The 22,933-nt window shown below is 52.9% G+C and carries 15 protein-coding genes, 13 tRNA genes and 3 rRNA genes; 5 read left to right on the top strand and 26 right to left on the bottom strand.

The features are described 5' to 3' along the window. Positions 1-72 precede the first annotated feature (72 nt). Together NST26_RS03705 and NST26_RS03700 are read left to right on the top strand one after the other, a co-directional pair. Entirely contained in the window at positions 73-825 is a 753-nt protein-coding gene (locus NST26_RS03705) for a 3'-5' exonuclease (RefSeq protein ID WP_340978571.1), read from the top strand. A 243-nt stretch (positions 826-1,068) separates the two neighbouring features. Continuing rightward, complete coding sequence (locus NST26_RS03700) at positions 1,069-1,833, top strand: MerR family transcriptional regulator (RefSeq protein WP_340978570.1); 765 nt, start codon at positions 1,069-1,071, stop codon at positions 1,831-1,833. A 78-nt stretch (positions 1,834-1,911) separates the two neighbouring features. Here NST26_RS03700 and NST26_RS03695 read toward each other — a convergent pair whose 3' ends face one another. The 6 genes from NST26_RS03695 to rbsK all read right to left on the bottom strand — a co-directional run bounded on the left by NST26_RS03695 (position 1,912) and on the right by rbsK (position 7,480). Next, positions 1,912-2,472: a PepSY domain-containing protein gene (locus tag NST26_RS03695; protein ID WP_340978569.1), complete on the bottom strand. Its 561-nt coding sequence runs from the start codon at positions 2,470-2,472 to the stop codon at positions 1,912-1,914. Between the two features lie 112 nt (positions 2,473-2,584). Then, the gene (locus NST26_RS03690) at positions 2,585-3,187 is read right to left on the bottom strand and encodes a PepSY domain-containing protein (RefSeq protein WP_340978567.1); all 603 of its coding nucleotides are present in this window, start codon (positions 3,185-3,187) and stop codon (positions 2,585-2,587) included. Next, positions 3,184-4,551 (bottom strand): sensor histidine kinase, encoded by a 1,368-nt coding sequence (locus tag NST26_RS03685; protein WP_340978565.1) that lies wholly within the window; start codon positions 4,549-4,551, stop codon positions 3,184-3,186. Before NST26_RS03685 ends, NST26_RS03690 begins: the two co-directional genes overlap by 4 nt. Further along, complete coding sequence (locus tag NST26_RS03680; protein WP_340978564.1) at positions 4,548-5,240, bottom strand: response regulator transcription factor; 693 nt, start codon at positions 5,238-5,240, stop codon at positions 4,548-4,550. Before NST26_RS03680 ends, NST26_RS03685 begins: the two co-directional genes overlap by 4 nt. A gap of 173 nt (positions 5,241-5,413) precedes the next feature. Continuing rightward, on the bottom strand, positions 5,414-6,178 hold the full coding sequence (aroD, locus tag NST26_RS03675; RefSeq protein ID WP_340978563.1) for a type I 3-dehydroquinate dehydratase: 765 nt from the start codon (positions 6,176-6,178) through the stop codon (positions 5,414-5,416). A 363-nt stretch (positions 6,179-6,541) separates the two neighbouring features. Then, positions 6,542-7,480, bottom strand: coding sequence for a ribokinase (rbsK, locus tag NST26_RS03670; protein WP_340978562.1), 939 nt, complete (start codon positions 7,478-7,480; stop codon positions 6,542-6,544). Positions 7,481-7,772: 292 nt separating this feature from the next. Here rbsK and glgP point away from each other — a divergent pair, with 292 nt between their 5' ends. Continuing rightward, positions 7,773-9,389, top strand: a complete 1,617-nt coding sequence (gene glgP / locus NST26_RS03665) for an alpha-glucan family phosphorylase (RefSeq protein WP_340978560.1) — start codon at positions 7,773-7,775, stop codon at positions 9,387-9,389. A gap of 348 nt (positions 9,390-9,737) precedes the next feature. Further along, a complete protein-coding gene (gene katA / locus NST26_RS03660; RefSeq protein ID WP_340978559.1) occupies positions 9,738-11,192 on the top strand; it encodes a catalase KatA in 1,455 nt (484 codons plus the stop codon). A 195-nt stretch (positions 11,193-11,387) separates the two neighbouring features. Here the strand turns inward: katA and NST26_RS03655 are convergent, their stop codons facing one another. The 18 genes from NST26_RS03655 to NST26_RS03570 form a co-directional block, all read right to left on the bottom strand. Continuing rightward, entirely contained in the window at positions 11,388-12,230 is an 843-nt protein-coding gene (locus tag NST26_RS03655; RefSeq protein ID WP_051478491.1) for a hypothetical protein, read from the bottom strand. Between the two features lie 175 nt (positions 12,231-12,405). Continuing rightward, positions 12,406-13,359, bottom strand: a complete 954-nt coding sequence (locus NST26_RS03650; RefSeq protein WP_036731198.1) for a helix-turn-helix transcriptional regulator — start codon at positions 13,357-13,359, stop codon at positions 12,406-12,408. A gap of 977 nt (positions 13,360-14,336) precedes the next feature. Beyond that, positions 14,337-14,407, bottom strand: a tRNA-Gly gene (locus tag NST26_RS03645). A 17-nt stretch (positions 14,408-14,424) separates the two neighbouring features. Then, positions 14,425-14,498, bottom strand: a tRNA-Pro gene (locus NST26_RS03640). Between the two features lie 132 nt (positions 14,499-14,630). After that, a tRNA-Arg gene (locus NST26_RS03635) sits at positions 14,631-14,707 on the bottom strand. A 10-nt stretch (positions 14,708-14,717) separates the two neighbouring features. Beyond that, a tRNA-Gly gene (locus NST26_RS03630) sits at positions 14,718-14,792 on the bottom strand. A gap of 7 nt (positions 14,793-14,799) precedes the next feature. Continuing rightward, positions 14,800-14,883: transfer RNA gene (locus NST26_RS03625), tRNA-Leu, on the bottom strand. A gap of 16 nt (positions 14,884-14,899) precedes the next feature. Further along, a tRNA-Lys gene (locus NST26_RS03620) sits at positions 14,900-14,975 on the bottom strand. A gap of 26 nt (positions 14,976-15,001) precedes the next feature. Further along, a tRNA-Gln gene (locus NST26_RS03615) sits at positions 15,002-15,076 on the bottom strand. Positions 15,077-15,171: 95 nt separating this feature from the next. Next, positions 15,172-15,249: transfer RNA gene (locus tag NST26_RS03610), tRNA-Asp, on the bottom strand. A gap of 4 nt (positions 15,250-15,253) precedes the next feature. After that, positions 15,254-15,330, bottom strand: a tRNA-Met gene (locus NST26_RS03605). A gap of 32 nt (positions 15,331-15,362) precedes the next feature. Further along, a tRNA-Val gene (locus NST26_RS03600) sits at positions 15,363-15,438 on the bottom strand. A gap of 20 nt (positions 15,439-15,458) precedes the next feature. Beyond that, positions 15,459-15,533, bottom strand: a tRNA-Glu gene (locus NST26_RS03595). Positions 15,534-15,570: 37 nt separating this feature from the next. After that, positions 15,571-15,660, bottom strand: a tRNA-Ser gene (locus tag NST26_RS03590). 3 nt (positions 15,661-15,663) lie between these two features. Further along, positions 15,664-15,739: transfer RNA gene (locus NST26_RS03585), tRNA-Asn, on the bottom strand. Between the two features lie 51 nt (positions 15,740-15,790). After that, positions 15,791-15,907, bottom strand: a 5S ribosomal RNA gene (gene rrf, locus NST26_RS03580). A gap of 145 nt (positions 15,908-16,052) precedes the next feature. Further along, positions 16,053-18,979 (bottom strand): 23S ribosomal RNA (locus tag NST26_RS03575). Between the two features lie 235 nt (positions 18,980-19,214). After that, positions 19,215-20,775 (bottom strand): 16S ribosomal RNA (locus tag NST26_RS03570). Together the 16S, 23S and 5S rRNA genes with 13 tRNA genes alongside form the textbook arrangement of a ribosomal RNA operon. Before the next feature lie 396 nt (positions 20,776-21,171). Between NST26_RS03570 and NST26_RS03565 the strand changes: the two genes are divergently transcribed. Continuing rightward, the gene (locus NST26_RS03565; protein ID WP_076081926.1) at positions 21,172-21,297 is read left to right on the top strand and encodes a DUF4023 family protein; all 126 of its coding nucleotides are present in this window, start codon (positions 21,172-21,174) and stop codon (positions 21,295-21,297) included. Positions 21,298-21,396: 99 nt separating this feature from the next. On the opposite strand, the gene NST26_RS03560 is transcribed toward NST26_RS03565, so the two are convergent. Both NST26_RS03560 and NST26_RS03555 read right to left on the bottom strand, forming a co-directional pair. Continuing rightward, on the bottom strand, positions 21,397-22,113 hold the full coding sequence (locus NST26_RS03560; RefSeq protein ID WP_340978557.1) for a hypothetical protein: 717 nt from the start codon (positions 22,111-22,113) through the stop codon (positions 21,397-21,399). Positions 22,114-22,220: 107 nt separating this feature from the next. Beyond that, entirely contained in the window at positions 22,221-22,778 is a 558-nt protein-coding gene (locus NST26_RS03555; protein ID WP_209875231.1) for a GNAT family N-acetyltransferase, read from the bottom strand. Positions 22,779-22,933 lie beyond the last annotated feature (155 nt).

The following is a 22,933-nucleotide window of genomic DNA, read 5'->3' as shown; positions in this document are numbered from 1 at the left end:
TTTGCTAAAATAGAAGGGTCGGCGCATTTCCGGGCAATCTTGGCGCCAGTCACTGAAACGGAGGCATTACCTGTGGATTATATTATTCTGGACATCGAATTCAACGGCCGCAAATTTGCCAGCGAGCATCCCATGGAGGTCATTGAGATCGGAGCGGTCCGGTTAGACGCTTCATTGCAGGTTAAGGATGAATTCTCAGCCTTAATCAGACCCATATACTTCTCCACCCTGAATTCATTCATCAAGAAAAAAACCGGCATCCCCCAGGAGGATATCGACGTCGCCAGCCGGTTCCCGAAGGTCATTACCGCCTTCAGAGCGTGGCTTGACCAGAGTGCTGACGGCGTGCTGCTCTTAACCTGGGGCGGCGAGGATATGAAGCGGATTATCCAGGATGTGCGGATGCACAAGATGGATGATGCCTACTGGATGGAGGCCACCTACTTCGATCTGCTCAAGGGCGTCCTGCGCGCCCGCGGCCTCAGTAACGACATCAGCGTCGAAGGGGCGATGGCCCTCTTCGGCCTGGAGCCTTCCGGCTCCGCCCACCGCGCGCTGGACGATGCCAAGATGACGGCGGAGATCTTCCGCGCAGTCTTCAACGAGCTGGACTTCGGGCGGTCGCAGCATTATGTCGATACCTTCTCGAACGCCAGGGAACGCAAGACGGTTAAGATCGCTATCAAAGCGATGACCGCCCAGAAAATCGTCCCTACCTGGGAGCTGGTGGCCGAGCATTATTTCCCTGCGGAGGATGCCCTGGCGGACCCCCGGAAGCTGGCAGAGCTTAAGGCGTATTTCACCGCCCAGCTTGGCAAGAAATAGACCCCTACCCGCGCACAGCAGCGGCAATCTCCCGAGGCATAGCCCGGGCGGTTGCCGCTGTTTGCTTTTCCAGCACCCATGGTTACCCGCCCCTCTGTCCGGTTATTCTACCAAATAAAGAGTTGACCTTGCCGTTACGTTAAAGTGTACAGTTAGATCTGTAAGCGGCCGCTTACCCTGCGGGAACGCCTTGAACCCGTTCTCTGCTGTATACGCCAAGACAGATTGGAGGCAGATAGGACCATGGAATATACGGTGCAGAAGCTGGGGACACTCGCGGGGATCAGTGCACGGACCCTGCGGTATTACGATGAATTCGGCATTCTGAAGCCGGCCAGAATCAGCTCCTCGGGATACCGGATCTACGGCCAGGCCGAGGTAGACCTGTTGCAGCAGATTCTGTTCTACCGGGAGCTGGGACTTAGCCTTGAGGCGATCAGGGATATTGTCCATTCGCCCTCCTTCGACGGCGCCCGCGCCCTGCGCGAGCACCATGACCAGCTGCTTCAGCGGAGACAGCAGCTGGACCGGCTCATCGCGAACGTCGAGCAGACCATTGCACACACAGAAGGGAGAAGTATAATGAGCAATCAGGAGAAATTCACAGGCTTCAAGCAGAAGCTGATTGACGATAACGAGCAGAAGTACGGCCAGGAGATCCGGGAGCAATACGGCGCGGAAGCTGTGGAGCAGTCGAACCGCAAGCTCAGCCATATGACGGAGGAGCAGTACGCTGCCCTTCAACAGCTGGAGGCCGATATGTTCGCGTCACTGGAGCAGGCGATGGTGGAAGGTAACCCGGCAAGCGAACTGGCGCAAAAGGCCGCCGATCTGCACCGCCAGTGGCTAAGCTTCTACTGGGATGCGTACACCAAGGAAGCCCATGCCGGTGTCGCCCAGATGTATGTCCAGGATGAGCGCTTCACCGCTTATTACGACCAGCACCGCCCGGGGATGGCCGCATTCCTGCGGGATGCGGTGCATGTGTATACTGGAGCGAAGCAGTAGACGTAATCGTTTGGCATAGCAAAGAGGCAGCCGGATTAACGGCTGCCTCTCTTTTTTATGCTGAAACGTTATTCCAGCTCAATCATCATCCTCGTCGGAATCGGTATCGGTGTACACAACCTTGGCAGTATACGCATCGACACCTACTTCTGTCTTGACCTGCCCGTTCCTGATTTCAACCTCGTAGACAGCTCCTCCATGGTCCCGGTCCAGATCAATCTCGGTGACCGTCCCCTTCACAGCAGCTTGGGCTGCCTCAGCCGCCTTGCCTGCGGTAATCATCTTCCCGCCTGAGGCCGGAGCTGCCTTATGAGAGTCATCATTGTCTGCATCCTTGCGCAGGCTGATCACTTTTCCCGAATAGGCATCTACCCGGACATCTATTTCCTGCTTGGTCTGCTGAATTTCGATATCGTAATACGTGCCGCTGGCCTTCTTCTCCAGATCGATGCTCTCCACCTGTCCCGGAGCTGCCTTCAAGGCAATCTGCTCGGCTTGGCTTACACTAATCAACGTTGTGCTCTGACGCTTCACTGCTGCGGCTGCTTCAGCCGTACTGCCCTTCAGCTCGCCTATACCATAAGCGCCACCGAGAATAAGTGCTGCCGCCGTGATACTGCTCCATATCTTTGTCTTCAATGTTAACGCCTCCTAAGTTCATTCTTCGCTGCTTCATGTAGTAACTATAACGCTACAATCTGAGAGAACAGCGGGAGTAACATTAGAATTCGCTGAGAAAAAAACAGATAACCTAGGAATCCTCCCCATCCGGCTCTTCCCAGGTCACAGACATAATATGACCCGAGATTGCGTTGACCTGAACTACGGCCTCACGCCCGTCTGAAGTATGAATCTCCACTAGGTAAAAAGCGCCCGCCGCATCGATTCCCGTATCCACATCGTCCAGCTTCCCCGGTACCTCAAGCAGAGCGAGCCTGACAGCCTCCGCTTCGGAGACTACGCTCTGCGCCGCCGGGGTAGGTGCTGGTGACGGGGTAGCCTCAGCTCCTCCAGATGGCGCTGGAGTAGCGGCAGACGTAGGCTGCACCGCCGGTTCGTCCGCGCGCTTCAACAGCACGATGGAGAGAATCTCGCCGCTAACCCCGTCCAGCTTCAGCTCATACCGTCCCTGCTCCGTCTGAAGCTCTGCTACATAAGCTCCAGCTTGCAGCTTCAGACTCTCTACCTTACCGGCATATTCGTTCAGCACGGCCTGCTCCGCCTGATCTCTGGATAACAGCGGCTCCGAATCCTTCCCGAATATCCAGAAGGCAACCCAAGCCAGCAACAGGAAGACAACCATACCTATGACTGCCTTGTACATTTTGCTCTTGTTCCTTGGATGCTGGTTCATTGTCCACCTCCCCTGCGGTCCGCAGCCATACGGATCGTCACCGAGGTTCCCAGGCCTACCGTACTATCCATGGACAGCTCCGCTCCGATCGCCCCCGCGATCTCTGCGGCAAGCGACAGCCCCAGGCCTGCCCCTCCATTCTCACGGGTTCTCGCCTCATCCACTCTGTAGAAACGGTCGAATATCTTCGGCAGCTCCTCCGGCGGAATTCCAATGCCGCGGTCGGTAATCACAATCATCCGTTCCTGCCCGGAAGCCTCAATACGCACGGTTATCTGCTCATCGCTGTATTTGCGGGCATTGTCCAGGAAGATGAACAGCAACTGCCGGAGCTTCGCTTCATCGCTGTAGCCCTCAGCCGGCCCCTTGACCTGAACCGTGACCTCTCTCCCGTACGCATTATGAAAAGCCTTCGCCGAAGAACGGGCCAGCTCCTCCAGATCTATCACCTTCAGCTCCAGATCCCACTGCTCCGGGTGCTTTGCCAGCAATAGCAGCTGCTCCGTCATTTCCTTCATCCGCACAGCTTCGGAGTGTATGGCCTCAACCGATTCATCAAACAGCTCCGGGTGATCCAGCCCTCTACGCTTCAGCAGACTGGCATAGCTCTCAATAACCGTCAGCGGTGTGCGCAGCTCATGGGAGGCATCCGACACAAATTTCTCCTGCTTCACATAATTACTCTCCAGGAGGCCTATCATTTCGTTGAAGGTATGCCCCATCTCCACCAGCTCATCCTTCGAGTGTGCTTCCAGCGGAAGCCTGCGGAATTTCCCGCTGCGCTGAATCTCCCGCATAGTCGCCGTCATTTGCACGATGGGCCGCATAATCAGGCCCGACAACAGGCGGCTGGAGAGCAGCAGCGGAAGCAGCGCCGCAAGCGCAGCCCCGGCCAGGACCAGCCGCAGCACCCGCAGCGTATCCATCGTGCTCTCCAGACTTTTGGTCATCTGGAGATTCAGGACGTTCCCGTCCGTCCAGATGACGGGAATGCTTACGAACGCGTACAAGCGTCCGTCCACCCGGACCCGCTCCGCCTGCTTCCCGGAATGGTAGACCGGCTTCACCCGGCTGATCTCCTGCCCGGAGACTGAGGTGACTGGCGCCGGTCCGCTACCGTCCGCAGAGAGCAGCCGCAGCATTCCCTCCACCGGCACATAAGCCCGGAGCAGCTCCGGTGCCGTTACCCCGTCTCCGGCTTTTCTAATCGCGGCAGCGATTCTAACCGTCTCGGCAGAAGCCTGCCCGAGCTGGCTGTCTAGTGACATCCGGCTGAACACGGCGTAGATGAACAGATTCATAAGGACAAGAAGCACGGCAAACAGCACGCTGGAATACAGATGAATGGTGCTCCGCAGCTTCATGGGGCATCCTTCAGCACATAACCAACGCCCCGCACGGTATGAATCAATTCAGGCTGGTGGTCCAGCGTGATTTTCTTGCGGACATAGCGGATATAGACATCCACAATATTCGTATCGCCGTAATAATCGTACCCCCAGACGGCAGCCATGATCTGTTCCCTGTTCAGCACCTGGCGCTTATTCTTCAGCAGGTAGACCAGCAGGTCGAACTCCCGGGGAGTCAGCTCGATGCTCCGGCCTGCCCGCTTCACCTCCCGCGTAGCTTCGTTCAGCTCCAGATCATCTGCCATCAGCAGGTTGACGGCTTCCTCTCTCCTCCGCCCCGAGGCCAGCCGCAGCGCAGCACGGACACGCGCCAGCAGCTCCTCAATTTGAAACGGCTTCGTAATATAATCATTGGCCCCAAGGTCCAGGCCTGATACTTTATCCTCTACCGAGCTTTTGGCTGTAAGCAGCAGCACCGGCGTATCGGAATCACCCGCCCGGATTCGCCGCAGCAGCTCTATGCCGCTGAATCCAGGCAGCATCACATCCAGCAATAACAGATCCGGCTGCTGCTCCTGGTACATCTCCAGCCCCTGATGGCCGCTCCCGGCAATGGACACACGGTATCCCTCGCATTCCAGCTCTATCTGCAGCAGACGGGCAATTCTCACCTCATCCTCCACAACCAGAATCAATTCTGTCATCGGCGCTCCGCCCCTTCTACTTGATTGCCTCCATTGTAGGGCATGGGCAGCTACACTTTCAAACTCCGCCCGCTATTTGCTATCTCTCTATATGCAAAAGGGTGCTTCCACCGTAATCCCGGCCGGAAACACCCTGTCTATCCCCATTCCTGCTGCGTCTGTACCGGCAGCCGCTACAAGCTGCGGTGCAGCAGCGTAAGCACACCGCGCAGCTCGGCAACTGCCACCTGCCCCGGTGCCGAAGGCTTATGCGCCGCACCGAAGGTCAGCGCCGAGCCGAAGATCTCTCCGGCCAGCCGGCTGATCACGCCCTCCCCGGCCATCGACATCGTAATGATCGGACGGTCCGCATACTGCTCCTGCATCCGGTTCGTCGCCGCCAGCAAGGTCAGCACATCGGCTGGACCTTGCGGCATTACGGCAATCTTGGGCAGATCGCCGCCCAGCTCCTGCGCCCGGCGCAGCCGGGAGACAATCTCCTCCTCGGACGGCGTCCCGTGGAAATCATGATTCGAGACAATCACGAACACCGCCTGCGCATGCGCTGCTGCAATCAGTCTGCGGACCTCTGCTTCCTCTTGAAACAGCTCCACATCCACCATATCCACCAGCCCGCTCTCTATCGCCGCCTGGATCAGCTGGAAGTAATAGGCTGTGGAGATTTCCTTCTCGCCGCCTTCCCTGGCGCTGCGGAAGGTGAAGATCAGCGGAATCTCCGGCAGCAGGCGCTGGATGTCCTCCAGCACCTGGGTCACTGCATTAATATCTTCCACCTCCGTGAAGAAATCACTGCGCCACTCCACCACATCCGGCGCCAGTGCGATTAGCGCCTCAGCTTCTTCACGCAACTCCGTCCGCGTCGTTCCGACCAGCGGAACACAGATTTTGGGCATCCCTTCTCCGAGGGTTATATTCTTGACGGTTACTGTACCGCTCAAACGTGTCAGCTCCTTAGCGGACCCGGAGCGTCAGAGCTTCCTCTGACGCTCCCCGCTGAATTTGTCTGTTATATAAAACGCACTTAAGGTTTGAACTCGAAGCTTGGTCGTCGCTGCGGTGAACATTTGGACTTCCGGCCGCTGCCCGTCAACAGATTTCTTGATTTAATCCGCTACTCGCGGTTGAAATCCGTTGATTAGCTGATGCTTACGATGCGAGCTTTCCTTCGGAAAGCTTTCAGGCGGACGCTACCGCTCCTACAGTTCCAAATTTCCCCTCCGCTTCTTTTTGCTTTTCGTTAATTTCTTAGTGCGTCTTATATACCATCTGCTTCCTCTATCACACACGGAATCTACTGGGATCTACAGGTCTTGTGGCTCTGCATTAGCAGCTGTCCGCAGGAACTGCTCCACCTCTTCCAGTCTGGGCAGAGAAGCAATCGCCCCCGTCTTGCCCACCGCCAGCGCACCGACTGCATTGGCGAAGCGGACTGCTTCCTCCAGCGTCCTGCCGCAGGTCAGCTGCCAGGCCAGCGCCCCGTTGAAGGAATCTCCGGCTGCCACCGTATCTACCGCTTGCACAGGGAACCCCTGAACATGCCGGCTTCCGGCAGCATCCACGATTAGCGCTCCTTTGGAGCCCAGCGTTACAATGACGTGCCGTACCCCTTTTGACAGCATTATCCGGGCCGCACGCTCTGCATCCTCCACACTCTCCACAGCGATACCGGCCAGAATCCCCGCCTCTGTCTCATTCGGAGTCAGGTAGGTAATATGGTGCAGCAGCTCATCGCTCAGCGGCTGGGCCGGAGCCGGATTAAGAATCACCGGAATCCCATGCCGGTACGCCAGGACTGCCGCAGCCCCGCACATCGCCAGATCCGTCTCCAGCTGCATCACCACGATCCCGGCTCCGCTGATCACTGTCTCAAGTGCTTCAATATCCTCCGGCTTCATCTCCACATTCGCGCCAGGCACTACGATGATCCGGTTCTCACCGGACCCGTCGACCACAATGGAAGCCACCCCTGTAGCCTGGGATTCACTCTGTGAGATATACTCGGTATGAACCCGCTCCTGCTCCATAATCTCCATCAGCCCGCTGCCAAAAGCATCCTTTCCCACTCTGCCGATCATCGTCACATCCGCGCCCAGCCTGGCCGCCGCAACGGCCTGATTCGCCCCTTTTCCGCCCGGAGACAGAGCGAACCCCTGACCGAACAGGGTCTCACCCGCCTCTGGCGCGCGCTCTGCCCGCACGACCATATCCATATTCAGACTTCCAATTACGACTATACTCAATCCTTTACACCACCACTTGGTTTATTGTTTGCTTTATGGTTTAGATGAAGCTTGTACATTTTTACTCCCCTTATCTTATGGCCTTCCAGCAGGTTTATCAAATTTTATTTATCGGCTCCGCAGGCAGCCAGTTGTCACCGAAACTCCGCTGTGCTTTTTAAGGATAAATATGCTAGAATGATGGTGCAATCGCTTCCAGAGCCCGTCCTGCCTCATTGAGCAAACGTTTGCATCTTAGATACAGCCTGCAGCAACTCGTTATTATCTAAATCGCATTTAGGAGGCTTATCACTTGAGCGAGAACCACTTACCGTCAGTTGCTTATTTCAGCATGGAGTATGGACTGCATTCCGATTTCAAAATGTACGCCGGAGGCCTCGGCATTCTGGCCGGAGATTACATCAAGGGCGCGCAGGATATCGGGGCACCCATCATCCCCATCGGACTCAAATGGAAACAGGGCTACACGGACCAGAAGATTGATGCGGACGGTAACCCCTACGACTCTTACCACAACTATGTGTACGACTTCCTGGAAGATACGGGTGTCAAGGTCACGGTAAAAGTCAGAAAGACCGATGTGGTCTGCAAAGTGTGGAGAACCGACCATTTCGGTAACCGTCCGCTCTATTTGCTCGACACCGATATCCCGGAGAACAGTGATGCCTGGATTACCGGCCAGCTCTACGGCTGGTTCGGGGAGGAGCGGATTGCCCAGGAGATCGTGCTGGGCATCGGCGGCGTCAAAGCCATGCGCGCTCTAGGAATTAAGATCGATGTCTATCACTTCAACGAGGGACATGCGGCGCTCGCTGCAATCGAGCTGATCCGGGAGAAGATGTCCGGCGGCAGTACCTTTGAAGAAGCCTGGAAGGCTACACGGGAAGAGGTTGTGTTCACTACACATACACCGATTAAGGAAGGCAACGAGACCCATCCGCTGGACCGGCTGGAGTACATGGGGGCCTTTAATGGCTTAACCCGGGCGCAGATGGAGCGGATTGGCGGGGAGCCGTTCAATATGACCGTCGCCGGTCTAAGGCTGTCGCGGATCTCGAATGCGGTCGCCCAGCTTCATGCCGATACTGCCAACAAGATGTGGAAGGAAGTCGCCGGCAGATCCGAGATCATCGGCATCACCAATGCGATTCACACCCCTACCTGGGTAGATGAGCGGATGACCCGTGCTTTTGAGGAGGGCGGCGACCTGTGGGCCGTCCACAAGGAGATCAAGCAGGAGCTGATCAGCTTCATCGAAGAACGCTCCAGGATCGCCCTGAATCCAGAGCATCTGCTGATCGGGTTCTCCCGCCGCGCCGCTCCCTACAAGCGCAGTGACTTGATCTTCTCCCAGCCGGACATTATAGAGCCGTACCTGGAGAGCGGCAAGATTCAGATTGTATTCTCCGGCAAGGCGCACCCGCTGGACGACAACGGCAAGCGGATCGTCAGCAACCTTGTAGCCATGATGCGCAAATATCCGAAGAGCGTAGTCTTCCTGGAGAACTACGATATGACCATCGGAGCCCAGCTGACCCGCGGCTCTGACATCTGGCTGAACAATCCGCGCAGACCGCTCGAAGCCAGCGGAACCTCCGGGATGAAGGCCGCCATGAACGGCGTTCTGAACTGCTCCATCCTGGACGGCTGGTGGCCGGAGGCCTGCATCGACGGCGAGAACGGCTGGCAGATCGGCGACGGCTTCGAGACTACCGACTTTGCGGTGCTTGACCAGCATGACAGCGATGCACTGTACGAGACCCTTCTGAACCGCGTCCTCCCGGTCTTCTATGAGAATCAGGCCAAGTGGGTGCAGATGATGCACCGCAGCATCGAGACCACCCGCACCGAGTTCGCCACCAAGCGCATGCTGGATGAATACTATAACCGTATGTATATCCCAATCTAACTTACAGTAGTTTTTGCTCCTGTCACCCGCATCCAGTTGCTGATGCTCTGTTACTGTTCACGAATCCCCCTCCTGTCCGCTGCTGCGGGCGGGAGTTTTTTAGGCCCTCCTGACATTTCCCATACCGCTACTTGTAGCTTCAGCCGGCCTCATTATGCCCATCTTCACGCTGCTCTTAATGGAGCTTTATTTCTCACCCGCAGACCATCGCTCATATCATGAATCTATCTTCTCCCGCATACACTTAATTATAATAATTATAAAAAAGGATTGATTTTATTTAAATTCTTGCTATTATAATATTTATACTTATTCTAAAATCAAATCCTATACGAGGTGATTGTGTTCATGACCACAAACCATAACAACAAGCTAACGACAAGCTGGGGCGCCCCCGTAGGTGACAACCAGAATTCAATGACCGCCGGTGCCCGTGGCCCCGTGCTGCTGCAGGATGTCCATCTGCTGGAGAAGCTGGCCCACTTCAACCGTGAGCGTGTGCCTGAGCGTGTCGTTCATGCCAAAGGCGCCGGTGCCCATGGTTATTTTGAAGTCACCAATGATCTCTCCCAATATACGAAGGCTGCCTTCTTGTCGGGCGTCGGCAAACGCACCCCGATGTTCATCCGTTTCTCTACCGTAGCCGGGGAGCTGGGTTCATCCGATACGGTGCGCGATCCGCGCGGCTTTGCTGTGAAATTCTACACTGAGGAAGGCAACTACGACCTGGTCGGCAATAACACGCCTGTCTTTTTCATCCGTGATGCCATCAAGTTCCCGGACTTTATCCATACCCAGAAGCGCCATCCGCAGACCCATCTGAAGAACCCTAATGCCGTCTGGGACTTCTGGTCTCTCTCCCCCGAGTCTCTGCACCAGGTGACGATTCTGATGTCCGACCGCGGCATCCCGGCTACTCTCCGCCATATGCATGGCTTCGGCAGCCATACGTTCAAGTGGGTGAATGCCGAAGGTGCAGCCGTCTGGGTGAAATATCACTTCAAGACAGAGCAGGGCGTCAAGAACCTCGATGTTAAGCTGGCTGCACAGCTAGCCGGGGAGAACCCGGATTATCATACAGAGGATTTGTTCAACGCCATTGATACTGGAGACTTCCCGGCCTGGAGGCTGCATGTCCAGATTATGCCTGTGGAGGATGCCGACACCTACCGCTTCGATCCATTTGATGTAACCAAGGTATGGTCGCAGAAGGATTATCCGCTGATTGAGGTAGGCCGCATGGTGCTGGACCGCAATCCTGAGAATTACTTCGCCGAAGTGGAGCAGGCTACCTTTTCCCCCGGCTCGTTCGTTCCAGGCATAGAAGCTTCTCCAGATAAAATGCTTCAGGGCCGCCTGTTCGCATACGGGGATGCCCACCGCTACCGGGTAGGAGCGAACCATAACCACCTGCCGATTAACCGGCCTATCGCAGAGGTCAACAATAATCAGCGCGACGGCGCGATGAATGCTACGAATAACGGGGGAGGCTCCGTCTACTACGAGCCCAACAGCTCCGGCGGGGCAACCGAGTCAGCGCCGCATAAAGCGGCTGCTTTTGAAGTCTCCGGCCAGGCGGACAGCGTGTCTTATGACCATGACGATCACTACACTCAGCCGGGTGACCTGTACCGTCTGCTCAGTGAAGAGGAGCGTGCCCGGCTCGTGAGCAATATTGTCGGCGCGATGACTCCAGTGGAGTCCGAGGAGATCAAGCTCCGCCAGATTGGCCACTTCTACCGAGCCGATCCGGAGTTTGGCCGGCGAATTGCAGAAGGACTGGGTTTGGCTGTAACAGAGTAACCTCTATCCACAGCAAAGAAGGGATAAGCATCGTCGCTTACCCCTTTTTTGCATGATATGCAGCTTATATTTCCAGATTCATGAGACAGAGAGATTTTAGACTAGTGGCCTGCTCCGTGATTGTTAATAGAGATATTGCCAGAGGATGCGGATAAGTGGCCGCCTGCGCTTGCCGTTGTTACCACTACGCTTGCACTAATCAGCAATACGGCTGTTAATAACGAGATCGCCTTTTTCATCTTTTAAAAACTCCCTCTCTAAGATATTTTTCATTACATTTTGATAAGATTCTTGTTGTTCTGCGGTCGCATGGCTTCGGATATGTTCATAAAACGACACAATCTTCCTAAAGCCTGTCCCGTCATAAAGTTTACTACTTATTACCAAAATATAGAGAGTCAGATTAATTGCATCATGAATTTTCTCCCTTTTATACAAATAAATTGCACTAAGATGCATGTAGTCTATGTAGTATCTGATATCTTCCTGCTTCTCTCTGCAGCTTAGTTCCTTCAATGGCTCATTGAATTCATCCAGTACCCAGTCGATAGAAAAGTTGTACTTAATGGCCGATTCCAGCACAGTAATCAAGCAGGCAAGCAGTTCCTCCTGGTCCCCTGTACGAATGAATTCAACATAATCAGGGAGAACTTCAACCTTTCCTTCCAGCAGATCAATGACGAAGGTGTTGGCAATCGCAATGTTCCTGTAGTATTCCACTTCTACGGCAGCTTCCTGATCCACATCCGTGATCCAACTCAAATCCGAATACAAGCCTATACACTTTCTTGATTCAGCGAGGTTACCGAGCTTTTGATAGGCAATCCCCTTCATGCACGCACTGTAACCGAGATAATACGCTATATTTTTTTTCAAATAATACTTCTTTGCACCCTGTCGATGGGAGCCGTAGGTTAGAACTGCAAGTTCAAAGAGCTTGTCTGAAATCTCGAGAATTGCCGTCCAGTTCTCCCATGAGAACGAGACTTTAAGCATGTCTGTCAAAGAGTCTTCATTCATCCCATCCAGTTCCAGCAATTTCTATCTTGCCTCCTATCATTCCATTATATTCCAATAATAACCTGCTTCACCGCTCCGGTCAATTCATTCCCGACATATATATCTCTAAAAAAGCCTTTATTCTCCAGTTGAGCTATTCAATCTAACCTTTTCGACATTTTTATTCCATATTATGTAATATTGTAGTCTGCGGCTACTGCTGATACACATCCAGCCACTGCTCCAGCTGCTCCTTCAAGCGCTCCCTGGCCGACTCCGGCTCCAAAATCTCAGCATTCGGGCCATACTGCAGAATCCACTTGATGAACTCCTTCTCATTATTAACCGTGACTTCGAACAGCAGCGTTCCATCGCATTCTTCGCTCATCCGCGGCTGTACGAACAGCTCCTCTTCCTTAATGTAACGCGCCACCTCCGGATCGAACCGTACCTTGAACGTGACATTCCGGGTCCCCCGGTTGATCGACCAGGTATTTTTCAGATATTTTTTAATATTGAAATTTCCCTTATCAAAAGTGGAAGCCGTCATCTCGACCTGCTCAAACCGGCTGATCCGGAACGTACGAATTGCGCCCTTCAGATGGCAATAGCCAATCAGATAAAAGCGCTGATCCCGCGGGATCAGATAATAAGGATCAATCTTCCGCGCTGTAGTGGCGTTGCGTGACTGCGAGTGGTATACCGTCCGGATGCTGCGCTGCTCCAGAATGGCTCCAATAAGCGGCTGCAGGAAGTTCCGGCTCTCCTTGCGGTAGGCAGGGGTACCCATTTGAATAATATCCGCGATATTCTCCAGCAGACCATTCTGCCGCGATTTCTCCTTCAGATGAGTCCCCATCACCTTGTCATAAGCAGAATGAAAACCCGGCGGGATTCTATCCGGATTCAGCACAGAAGGCAGCAAAGAGAACGCCAGCGACTCCTGCTCCGAGAAATCCAGCGGATATAAAAAGAATTTGCCCATGAACCGATAGCCCGTGCCTCTTCCCTCATTCGTAACCGGTGCAAAGTGGCTGATCACCTCAAGATCCCTGTAGATCGTTCTAATATTCACCTCGCACCTAAAGGCCAAGTCTGCTGCGGTAATCCCCGGGTTCGACTGAATGGCGTTAATAATTCTGAAAATCCGTATTACTTTGTCTGTCATAACAAATGCTCCTCAGCTTCCAAGTAAGTGTTGCCTATGATCCAATAGTCCAATAGTTATACTATATCAGTTCTATAGAAACATAACGCCCTCCCATACTATTGCAACATTCCAGCCCTTACAACAAATCACCCTAGCGGCTGAATGATACTACTGGTGCCTCTATACACTCGTATACGAAGCTCACTTTTCTCCATCTCTCTGCCTTCTGGCGGCCGTTTGACAACTACAGCCCTTAGCGCTCTGGCTCACAGATATTCTGGTTTCTATGTGTTCGGTTTTTCGATTACATTCGGCCTTCATGGCGCTCCCAGTCCAAATGTATTCGGTTTTTCGCATACATCCGCCCCGTTTAGCTCCTCCGCAGCAAATGTATTCGGTTTTCCGCACACACTTGCCCCCTTCGCCTTCCCTGAATCACATTGTGTTCGGTTTTTCGCATACATCCGCCCCGTTTAGTTCCTCCGCAGCAAATGTATTCGGTTTTCCGCACACGTTCTGATTTGTTTCTTACTTTAATGGCGATAATGGCGATGCTTCCACCTCCTATCTCTTACCAATTCTAAGCATTTTCTCTCACCGACCGCTTGAATTGAGCCGCATTGTTGCATATCTTGCAGGATTTCTCTAAAAATGTTACGGGCTACGCTATATTGTTGCATCAATTGCAGGAATTCCGGTGATTAGAGCAACTTAGCGCTGGCTTTGTTGCATTTCTTGCAGGATTTCAGCATCGGTCGCTTCTATTGGGCAGTATTGCTGCATTTCTTGCAGGAATTCTAAACAATGTTACGAGCTGTGGAGCATGGGGCCCCATCCTTTCATCGCAAAGGAGCGATTGTATTCGGACTTTCGCATACAATGGGACACGCGCACTTATATCAGCCCAATGTGTTCTGTTTTTCGCATACATTTCCAAATAGCAAAAAAAGTCCGCCTTCCCCATAGGGATGACGGACTCACGTGATACAGATATAAGCGGGTGATGGGAATCGAACCCACGCTATCAGCTTGGAAGGCTGAAGTTCTACCATTGAACTACACCCGCATAGGTGAAATGAAATATCGGGATGACACGATTTGAACATGCGACCCCCTGGTCCCAAACCAGGTGCTCTACCAAGCTGAGCTACATCCCGTTAATAAAAATGGCGCACCCTGAGAGATACGGATGCTACGCATCCGATTGCGAAGTTGTGCTATCGAAGCTTATGCTCCAACGAACTCGTTCGAATCTGACGGACACTTAGATAATTCAATGAAGCAATATATGGCGCGCCCTGAGAGATTCGAACTCCCGGCCTTTTGATTCGTAGTCAAACGCTCTATCCAGCTGAGCTAAGGGCGCAAAATCTATATGGAGCGGACGACGGGAATCGAACCCGCGACCCTCGCCTTGGCAAGGCGATGCTCTACCGCTGAGCCACGTCCGCAAAAACATGGTGCGCGTGAAGGGACTTGAACCCCCACGTCGTGAAACGCCAGATCCTAAGTCTGGTGCGTCTGCCATTCCGCCACACGCGCACACGTTACAAGAAAATGGTGAGCCATGAAGGACTCGAACCTTCGACACCCTGATTAAAAGTCAGGTGCTCTACCAACTGAGCTAATGGCTCTCATAAGAGAAACAATCCAAAAAAGATGGCTGGGGATATAGGAATCGAACCTATGAATGACGGAGTCAAAGTCCGTTGCCTTACCGCTTGGCTAATCCCCAATATTATAATTAGCAAAATACTACGGAATCGGATGGATACTCTATACTTCGAGATATAGGATGCTCAATCCCTCATGTCTTAATACCAATTAAAATGGCGGAACCGACGGGATTCGAACCCGCGATCTCCTGCGTGACAGGCAGGCATGTTAGGCCAACTACACCACGGTTCCAAATTGGTTGCGGGGGCAGGATTTGAACCTGCGGCCTTCGGGTTATGAGCCCGACGAGCTACCGGGCTGCTCCACCCCGCGTCATTGAACAAAATCTATTCGGTTAAGATAGATGGTGGAGGCTGAGGGGTTCGAACCCCCGACCCTCTGCTTGTAAGGCAGATGCTCTCCCAGCTGAGCTAAGCCTCCATGTATCAGTTCCAAAAAAATGGTGACTCGTATGGGATTCGAACCCATGTTACCTCCGTGAAAGGGAGGTGTCTTAACCCCTTGACCAACGAGCCATGCTGTGTAAAAAGTATTCAATGAAAAGTAACGCTACGGAGAGAGAGGGATTCGAACCCTCGAGACGCTTGTGGCGCCTACACGATTTCCAATCGTGCTCCTTCGGCCAAACTCGGACACCTCTCCATATGGCTCCCCGAACAGGACTCGAACCTGTGACAACTCGATTAACAGTCGAGTGCTCTACCAACTGAGCTATCAGGGAATATGTAACCAATCAGGGCAAAAAAAATACCACAATGTGTGTGGATGGTCCGCTTGGCGGCGTCCTACTCTCCCAGGACCCTTCGGTCCAAGTACCATCGGCGCTGGAGGGCTTAACGGTCGTGTTCGGGATGGGTACGTGTGGAACCCCTCCGCTATCGCCACCAAACGGGCATTTACAGCGTAAATGCTTCAGGAATTTGATTCCTGAAAACTGAATCCGAAACGAATCTGCGTTTGCCCTTCTTACGGGGCCCCCGGAAAGTACTCGGAATCCGCTTCGTCAGCTTCATCTTCACTTTTTGGGGTAACTTTTGGATAAGCCCTCGACCGATTAGTATTGGTCAGCTCCATGCATTGCTGCACTTCCACCTCCAACCTATCTACCTCGTCGTCTTCAAGGGGTCTTACATACTGGGAAATCTCATCTTGAGGGGGGCTTCACGCTTAGATGCTTTCAGCGCTTATCCCGTCCGTACGTAGCTACTCAGCCATGCTCCTGGCGGAACAACTGATGCACCAGCGGTACGTCCATCCCGGTCCTCTCGTACTAAGGACAGCTCCTCTCAAATTTCCTGCGCCCACGACAGATAGGGACCGAACTGTCTCACGACGTTCTGAACCCAGCTCGCGTACCGCTTTAATGGGCGAACAGCCCAACCCTTGGGACCTACTTCAGCCCCAGGATGCGATGAGCCGACATCGAGGTGCCAAACCTCCCCGTCGATGTGGACTCTTGGGGGAGATAAGCCTGTTATCCCCAGGGTAGCTTTTATCCGTTGAGCGATGGCCCTTCCATGCGGTACCACCGGATCACTAAGTCCGACTTTCGTCCCTGCTCGACTTGTAGGTCTCGCAGTCAAGCTCCCTTATGCCTTTGCACTCTGCGAATGATTTCCAACCATTCTGAGGGAACCTTTGAACGCCTCCGTTACTCTTTAGGAGGCGACCGCCCCAGTCAAACTGCCCGCCTGACACGGTCCCCGTACCCGATGAGGGCACTAGGTTAGAACCTAGATACGATCAGGGTGGTATCCCAACGGCGCCTCCGCAGAAGCTTGCGCTCCTGCCTCACCGGCTCCCACCTATCCTGTACAGATCGTACCCAAATTCAATATCAAGCTGCAGTAAAGCTCCATGGGGTCTTTCCGTCTTGTCGCGGGTAACCTGCATCTTCACAGGTATTAAAATTTCACCGGATCTCTCGTTGAGACAGCGCCCAAGTCGTTACGCCATTCGTGCGGGTCAGAATTTACCTGACAAGGAATTTCGCTACCTTAGGACCGTTATAGTTACGGCCGCCGTTTACTGGGGCTTCGGTTCACAGCTTCGGATTGCTCCTAACCGCTCCCCTTAACCTTCCAGCACCGGGCAGGCGTCAGCCCGTATACTTCGCCTTGCGGCTTCGCACAGACCTGTGTTTTTGCTAAACAGTCGCTTGGGCCTTTTCACTGCGGCCCCCTCGGGCTATTCACCCTACCGAGGCACCCCTTCTCCCGAAGTTACGGGGTCATTTTGCCGAGTTCCTTAACGAGAGTTCTTCCGCGCGCCTTAGAATTCTCTTCTCGCCTACCTGTGTCGGTTTGCGGTACGGGCACCTTCTCCTGACTAGAGGCTTTTCTTGGCAGTGTGAGATCATGACCTTCGCTACTATAATTTTCGCTCCCCATCACAGCCCAGCCTTAATGATGTGCGGATTTGCCTGCACACCAGCCTCACTGCTTAGACGGACATCCATCAGTCCGCGTCACTACCCTCCTGCGTCACCCCATCGCTCATAGCGGATTACGGTGGTACAGTAATTTCAAACTGTTGTCCTTCGACTACGCCTGTCGGCCTCGCCTTAGGTCCCGACTTACCCTGAGCGGACGAGCCTTCCTCAGGAAACCTTGGGCTTTCGGCGGATCAGATTCTCACTGATCTTTTCGTTACTCATACCGGCATTCTCACTTGTATGCTGTCCAGCGCTCCTTACGGTACACCTTCAACCTACATACAACGCTCCCCTACCCCAGATGCAAAGCATCTAGCCATAGCTTCGGTGGTGTGTTTAGCCCCGTTACATTTTCGGCGCAGAGTCACTCGACCAGTGAGCTATTACGCACTCTTTCAATGGTGGCTGCTTCTAAGCCAACATCCTGGTTGTCTGTGCAACTCCACATCCTTTCCCACTTAACACACACTTGGGGACCTTAGCTGATGGTCTGGGCTGTTTCCCTTTTGACAATGGATCTTAGCACTCACTGTCTGACTCCCGGCAAGAAGTAAATGGCATTCGGAGTTTGACTGAGCTTGGTAACCCTTGCGGGCCCCGCACCCAATCAGTGCTCTACCTCCACCACTCCATTCACCGAGGCTAGCCCTAAAGCTATTTCGGGGAGAACCAGCTATCTCCGAGTTCGATTGGAATTTCTCCGCTACCCCCACCTCATCCCCGCATTTTTCAACATGCGTGGGTTCGGGCCTCCAGTGCGTGTTACCGCACCTTCACCCTGGACAGGGGTAGATCACACGGTTTCGGGTCTACGTCCACATACTCAGTCGCCCTATTCAGACTCGCTTTCGCTGCGGCTCCGGCTTCTCACCTTAACCTTGCATGTTAAACGTAACTCGCCGGTTCATTCTACAAAAGGCACGCCATCACCCATAAAGAGGGCTCTGACTTTTTGTAAGCACACGGTTTCAGGTTCTATTTCACTCCCCTTCCGGGGTGCTTTTCACCTTTCCCTCACGGTACTGTTTCACTATCGGTCGCCAGGTAGTATTTAGCCTTAGCAGATGGTCCTGCTGGATTCATACGGGGTTTCACGTGCCCCGCACTACTCGGGATCCGTCTCGGAGGGAACACAGTTTAGGCTACAGGGCTTTTACCTCTATCGCGGGCCTTTCCAGACCTCTTCGCCTACTCTATTCCTTTGTAACTCCATGTGAGACGTCCCACAACCCCAAGAGGCAAGCCCCTTGGTTTAGGCTGTTCCGCGTTCGCTCGCCGCTACTGACGGAATCACTATTGTTTTCTCTTCCTCAGGGTACTTAGATGTTTCAGTTCCCCTGGTCTGCCTCTGCATTTCCTATGTATTCAGAAATGAGTAACTGCGAATTACCACAGCTGGGTTTCCCCATTCGGACACCCCCGGATCAAAGCTTGCTTACAGCTCCCCGAGGCAGTTTCGTTGTTCGCCACGTCCTTCGTCGGCTCCTGGCGCCTAGGCATCCTCCGTGTGCTCTTAGTAGCTTAACCAATGTGTTTTCCGTTAGGAAAATCACGGTAGCAACTAATAACTATTTCCACTTGCTTACACAAGTTTCAGCTAAAAGATGTTCTAAAACGCAAATTCGTTTCGGTATCCAGTTTTCAAGGATCAAGTTTAAAGATGAGAGCTTAAACTCTCAAAACTGACCAACGAGTGAGTAACTAGCCGACCGGCTAGATTTAAGATTTGAATGTCTTCATTGCAGAAGACGATTCTCCATAGAAAGGAGGTGATCCAGCCGCACCTTCCGATACGGCTACCTTGTTACGACTTCACCCCAATCATCTACCCCACCTTCGGCGGCTGGCTCCCTTGCGGGTTACCCCACCGACTTCGGGTGTTGTAAACTCTCGTGGTGTGACGGGCGGTGTGTACAAGACCCGGGAACGTATTCACCGCGGCATGCTGATCCGCGATTACTAGCAATTCCGACTTCATGCAGGCGAGTTGCAGCCTGCAATCCGAACTGAGACCGGCTTTGCTGGGATTGGCTCCACCTCGCGGCTTCGCTTCCCGTTGTACCGGCCATTGTAGTACGTGTGTAGCCCAGGTCATAAGGGGCATGATGATTTGACGTCATCCCCACCTTCCTCCGGTTTGTCACCGGCAGTCACTCTAGAGTGCCCAGCTCAACCTGCTGGCAACTAAAGTCAAGGGTTGCGCTCGTTGCGGGACTTAACCCAACATCTCACGACACGAGCTGACGACAACCATGCACCACCTGTCTCAACTTTCCCCGAAGGGCACCTGATGCATCTCTGCTTCGTTAGTTGGATGTCAAGACCTGGTAAGGTTCTTCGCGTTGCTTCGAATTAAACCACATACTCCACTGCTTGTGCGGGTCCCCGTCAATTCCTTTGAGTTTCAGTCTTGCGACCGTACTCCCCAGGCGGAGTGCTTACTGTGTTAACTTCGGCACCAAGGGTATCGAAACCCCTAACACCTAGCACTCATCGTTTACGGCGTGGACTACCAGGGTATCTAATCCTGTTTGCTCCCCACGCTTTCGCGCCTCAGCGTCAGTTACAGCCCAGAAAGTCGCCTTCGCCACTGGTGTTCCTCCACATATCTACGCATTTCACCGCTACACGTGGAATTCCACTTTCCTCTTCTGTACTCAAGTCACCCAGTTTCCAGTGCGACCTCAGGTTGAGCCCAAGGTTTAAACACCAGACTTAAATAACCGCCTGCGCGCGCTTTACGCCCAATAATTCCGGACAACGCTTGCCCCCTACGTATTACCGCGGCTGCTGGCACGTAGTTAGCCGGGGCTTTCTTCTCAGGTACCGTCACTCCGGCAGCAGTTACTCTACCGGACGTTCTTCCCTGGCAACAGAGCTTTACGATCCGAAAACCTTCATCACTCACGCGGCATTGCTCCGTCAGGCTTGCGCCCATTGCGGAAGATTCCCTACTGCTGCCTCCCGTAGGAGTCTGGGCCGTGTCTCAGTCCCAGTGTGGCCGTTCACCCTCTCAGGTCGGCTACGCATCGTCGCCTTGGTGGGCCGTTACCCCACCAACTAGCTAATGCGCCGCAGGCCCATCCCCAAGCAGCAGATTGCTCCGCCTTTCATTCTTCTCTCAGGAGAAAAAAGAAATCATCCGGTATTAGCTACCGTTTCCGGTAGTTATCCCAGGCTTGAGGGCAGGTTGCCTACGTGTTACTCACCCGTCCGCCGCTAAGTTTGAAAGGAAGCAAGCTTCCTTTCAAACTCCGCTCGACTTGCATGTATTAGGCATGCCGCCAGCGTTCGTCCTGAGCCAGGATCAAACTCTCCAAATTGGTATTTAGAAAGAGCGATTGCTCATTTTGAAACATCTGACGAGAATTTACATTCTCATTTTTGGATCTCGCCGAAGCGATCTCCGATACTCACTCGTTGTTCAGTTTTCAAAGATCAAGCTCGTTGTTAGTGTCGTTTTTTTCGTCACCAGCAACTCTTATAATATATCACATCCAGCCGATCAATGCAAGCTCTTTTTAACTTCTTGTTCGAGCCAGGCGTTGATGTTTCGCGGCCAGAAATAGAATATATCACGGATAGATATTCATTGCAAGCATTTTTTCAACCATAAGTTTAGAATGATATTCACCGCAAATGGAGAGAATAACCGAATATCTAAACGTATGCTTGGAAGCCTCAAGCCTACGTCATCTAACCTTCTAGGGGGATTTGTTATGGACACTCATGAATTCGTGGAGAAATTCCAGGAGAATCAGCGTAAAGCGCTAAAGAACAGAAAACGCGGTAAAGGAACTCCTGGAGCAAGACTGGCCAATAAACAGCATAGCTCTAACAAATAACAGTGACAAGCATTTCAAAACAAAGCAGGGATGTCTGAGCGGCCAGTTACGGCTCTGCGGACATCCCTTTTGCATTCTATTCTATAGAAGCAGTATTAATTATTTGCTTAGTTTCGTTACGCCTACAGCCACTTTCTCGATTTGTGCTTTGCTAAGAGCTTTGTCAGCGGAGCTGATGGTTACAAAACGGTCTGCGAGCTTGAAGGTCAGCATTGGCGTATCCGAAGGAGTGTACCATTTCGCTTCTGTTCCATTGGAGAGCTTCACTGTAGTGCTGTCGTAACCATCGGAATAGTCACGCGGCGAGACATTTACACGCATTTTATTAAACAGGAAGCTTACGCCGTCATCGCCGCCCGCAACCTTCTGGAAGGCATCTCCGCTGACCATCTGTGTCGGGGCATAGGCTGTCTCAAAACCTTGGAAGTTCGCAAACGCCTTAGCGATCTGCTCCTTCTGCGCTGCACTGTACTGTACCGCCGTCAGCTTCACAGATGAACCATTATCAGGCGCTATGGCCCCTGTTCCAGTCCCAAGGATAACTTCATTCGTGGAGGCATTGAATGTCACCGGCACCTTCAGTGCATCTGCCATCGCCCGGACCGGAAGATACGTTGTATCCTTATAAGTGATTGGCGCCATCGTTTTGCCGTTGTTATCGACTGGGGTATAGGCCGCTCCGTTCACTTTGAACCCGATTCCGTGATTAAGATAAGCGCTGATCTTCTGCATGTTCGTTCCTGCGTAGACCCCTGCTGAACCTGTAACGGCCATTCCGAATACCATCGTTGCTATGATCATTTTTTTGCTTTTCATTGAATATCGTCTCCCTTAGTTGTGATGTTGTTGTGCGTGTTCCTTGCTATAGACTTATTAAACCATTAACTTGTTTCTAACTTGTATCCGGATTGTAAAGAAGTAATTCAAATGCTCACCCCATACACCTCTGTGTACAAAACATCTCTGAAATGGAGGAACTCCTTCATCGTCACCGGCTCCGGGTAGGTCATAATGCGCAGCGGAAGATCGGCTTGCCCCGTACGCAGCGGCGGCTGCATATAGTCATAGGGATTCAGGTAAAAGCCCAGCCGCTCATAGAATCCGATTCTTCTCTGCTCCAGCTCCCCGTCCGGCGGCTCTACCTCAAGCAGCACCGGCTTGTCCGAACGCATAAGGTAGCTGCTCATCAGCTTGCGGCCGATCCCTCCGCTCCGGCGCTGGGGATTCACGGCAATATGCTCGATGAACCGCAGTTCGGGTAATTCCCATGCCGCCAGAAAAGCCAGTATCTGCCCCTCCGTATCCTTGCTGGTATACAGATGATAATTCGGCTGATCCAGCAAAGCCTGCTGCCCGCTGCGGGTTCTAAGCTCACTTACCGGAAAAGAGGCTTCCATGATAGCGAATATTTCATTGAATTCTGCTTCACTAATACTTCCTTCATTAATAAATGTCTCATCGATTACTGTATTCTCGTCCATTGCAATGGCCTGCTTTCTGCCGCTTCGCTGCGTGAAGGGCTCTAATGTATGGTTCCCTTATCCGGTTAAAAATACCTTCAGGGATTCTGTATGCATCAAGATGCTTCAAAATAAAGACTGTCACAGAACATTCTCCGCTTCCCTATGAGCCGATT

Origin of the sequence: Paenibacillus sp. FSL R7-0128 (genome assembly GCF_038002245.1) — a bacterium.
In the GTDB taxonomy this organism is placed as follows: Bacteria; Bacillota; Bacilli; order Paenibacillales; family Paenibacillaceae; genus Paenibacillus_AQ; species Paenibacillus_AQ silagei.
The sequence above is the reverse complement of the archived record's forward strand: the minus strand, read 5'-3'. Positions and strand labels throughout refer to the sequence as shown.

Coding starts and splice junctions, on each gene's coding strand:
- NST26_RS03690 (WP_340978567.1), bottom strand. CDS start 3,187: ATGAACCAGCATCCAAGGAACAAGAGCAAAATGTACAAGGCAGTCATA.
- katA (WP_340978559.1), top strand. CDS start 9,738: ATGACCACAAACCATAACAACAAGCTAACGACAAGCTGGGGCGCCCCC.
- NST26_RS03560 (WP_340978557.1), bottom strand. CDS start 22,113: ATGAAAAGCAAAAAAATGATCATAGCAACGATGGTATTCGGAATGGCC.
- NST26_RS03650 (WP_036731198.1), bottom strand. CDS start 13,359: ATGACAGACAAAGTAATACGGATTTTCAGAATTATTAACGCCATTCAG.
- NST26_RS03680 (WP_340978564.1), bottom strand. CDS start 5,240: ATGACAGAATTGATTCTGGTTGTGGAGGATGAGGTGAGAATTGCCCGT.
- NST26_RS03700 (WP_340978570.1), top strand. CDS start 1,069: ATGGAATATACGGTGCAGAAGCTGGGGACACTCGCGGGGATCAGTGCA.
- NST26_RS03565 (WP_076081926.1), top strand. CDS start 21,172: ATGGACACTCATGAATTCGTGGAGAAATTCCAGGAGAATCAGCGTAAA.
- NST26_RS03685 (WP_340978565.1), bottom strand. CDS start 4,551: ATGAAGCTGCGGAGCACCATTCATCTGTATTCCAGCGTGCTGTTTGCC.
- NST26_RS03555 (WP_209875231.1), bottom strand. CDS start 22,778: ATGGACGAGAATACAGTAATCGATGAGACATTTATTAATGAAGGAAGT.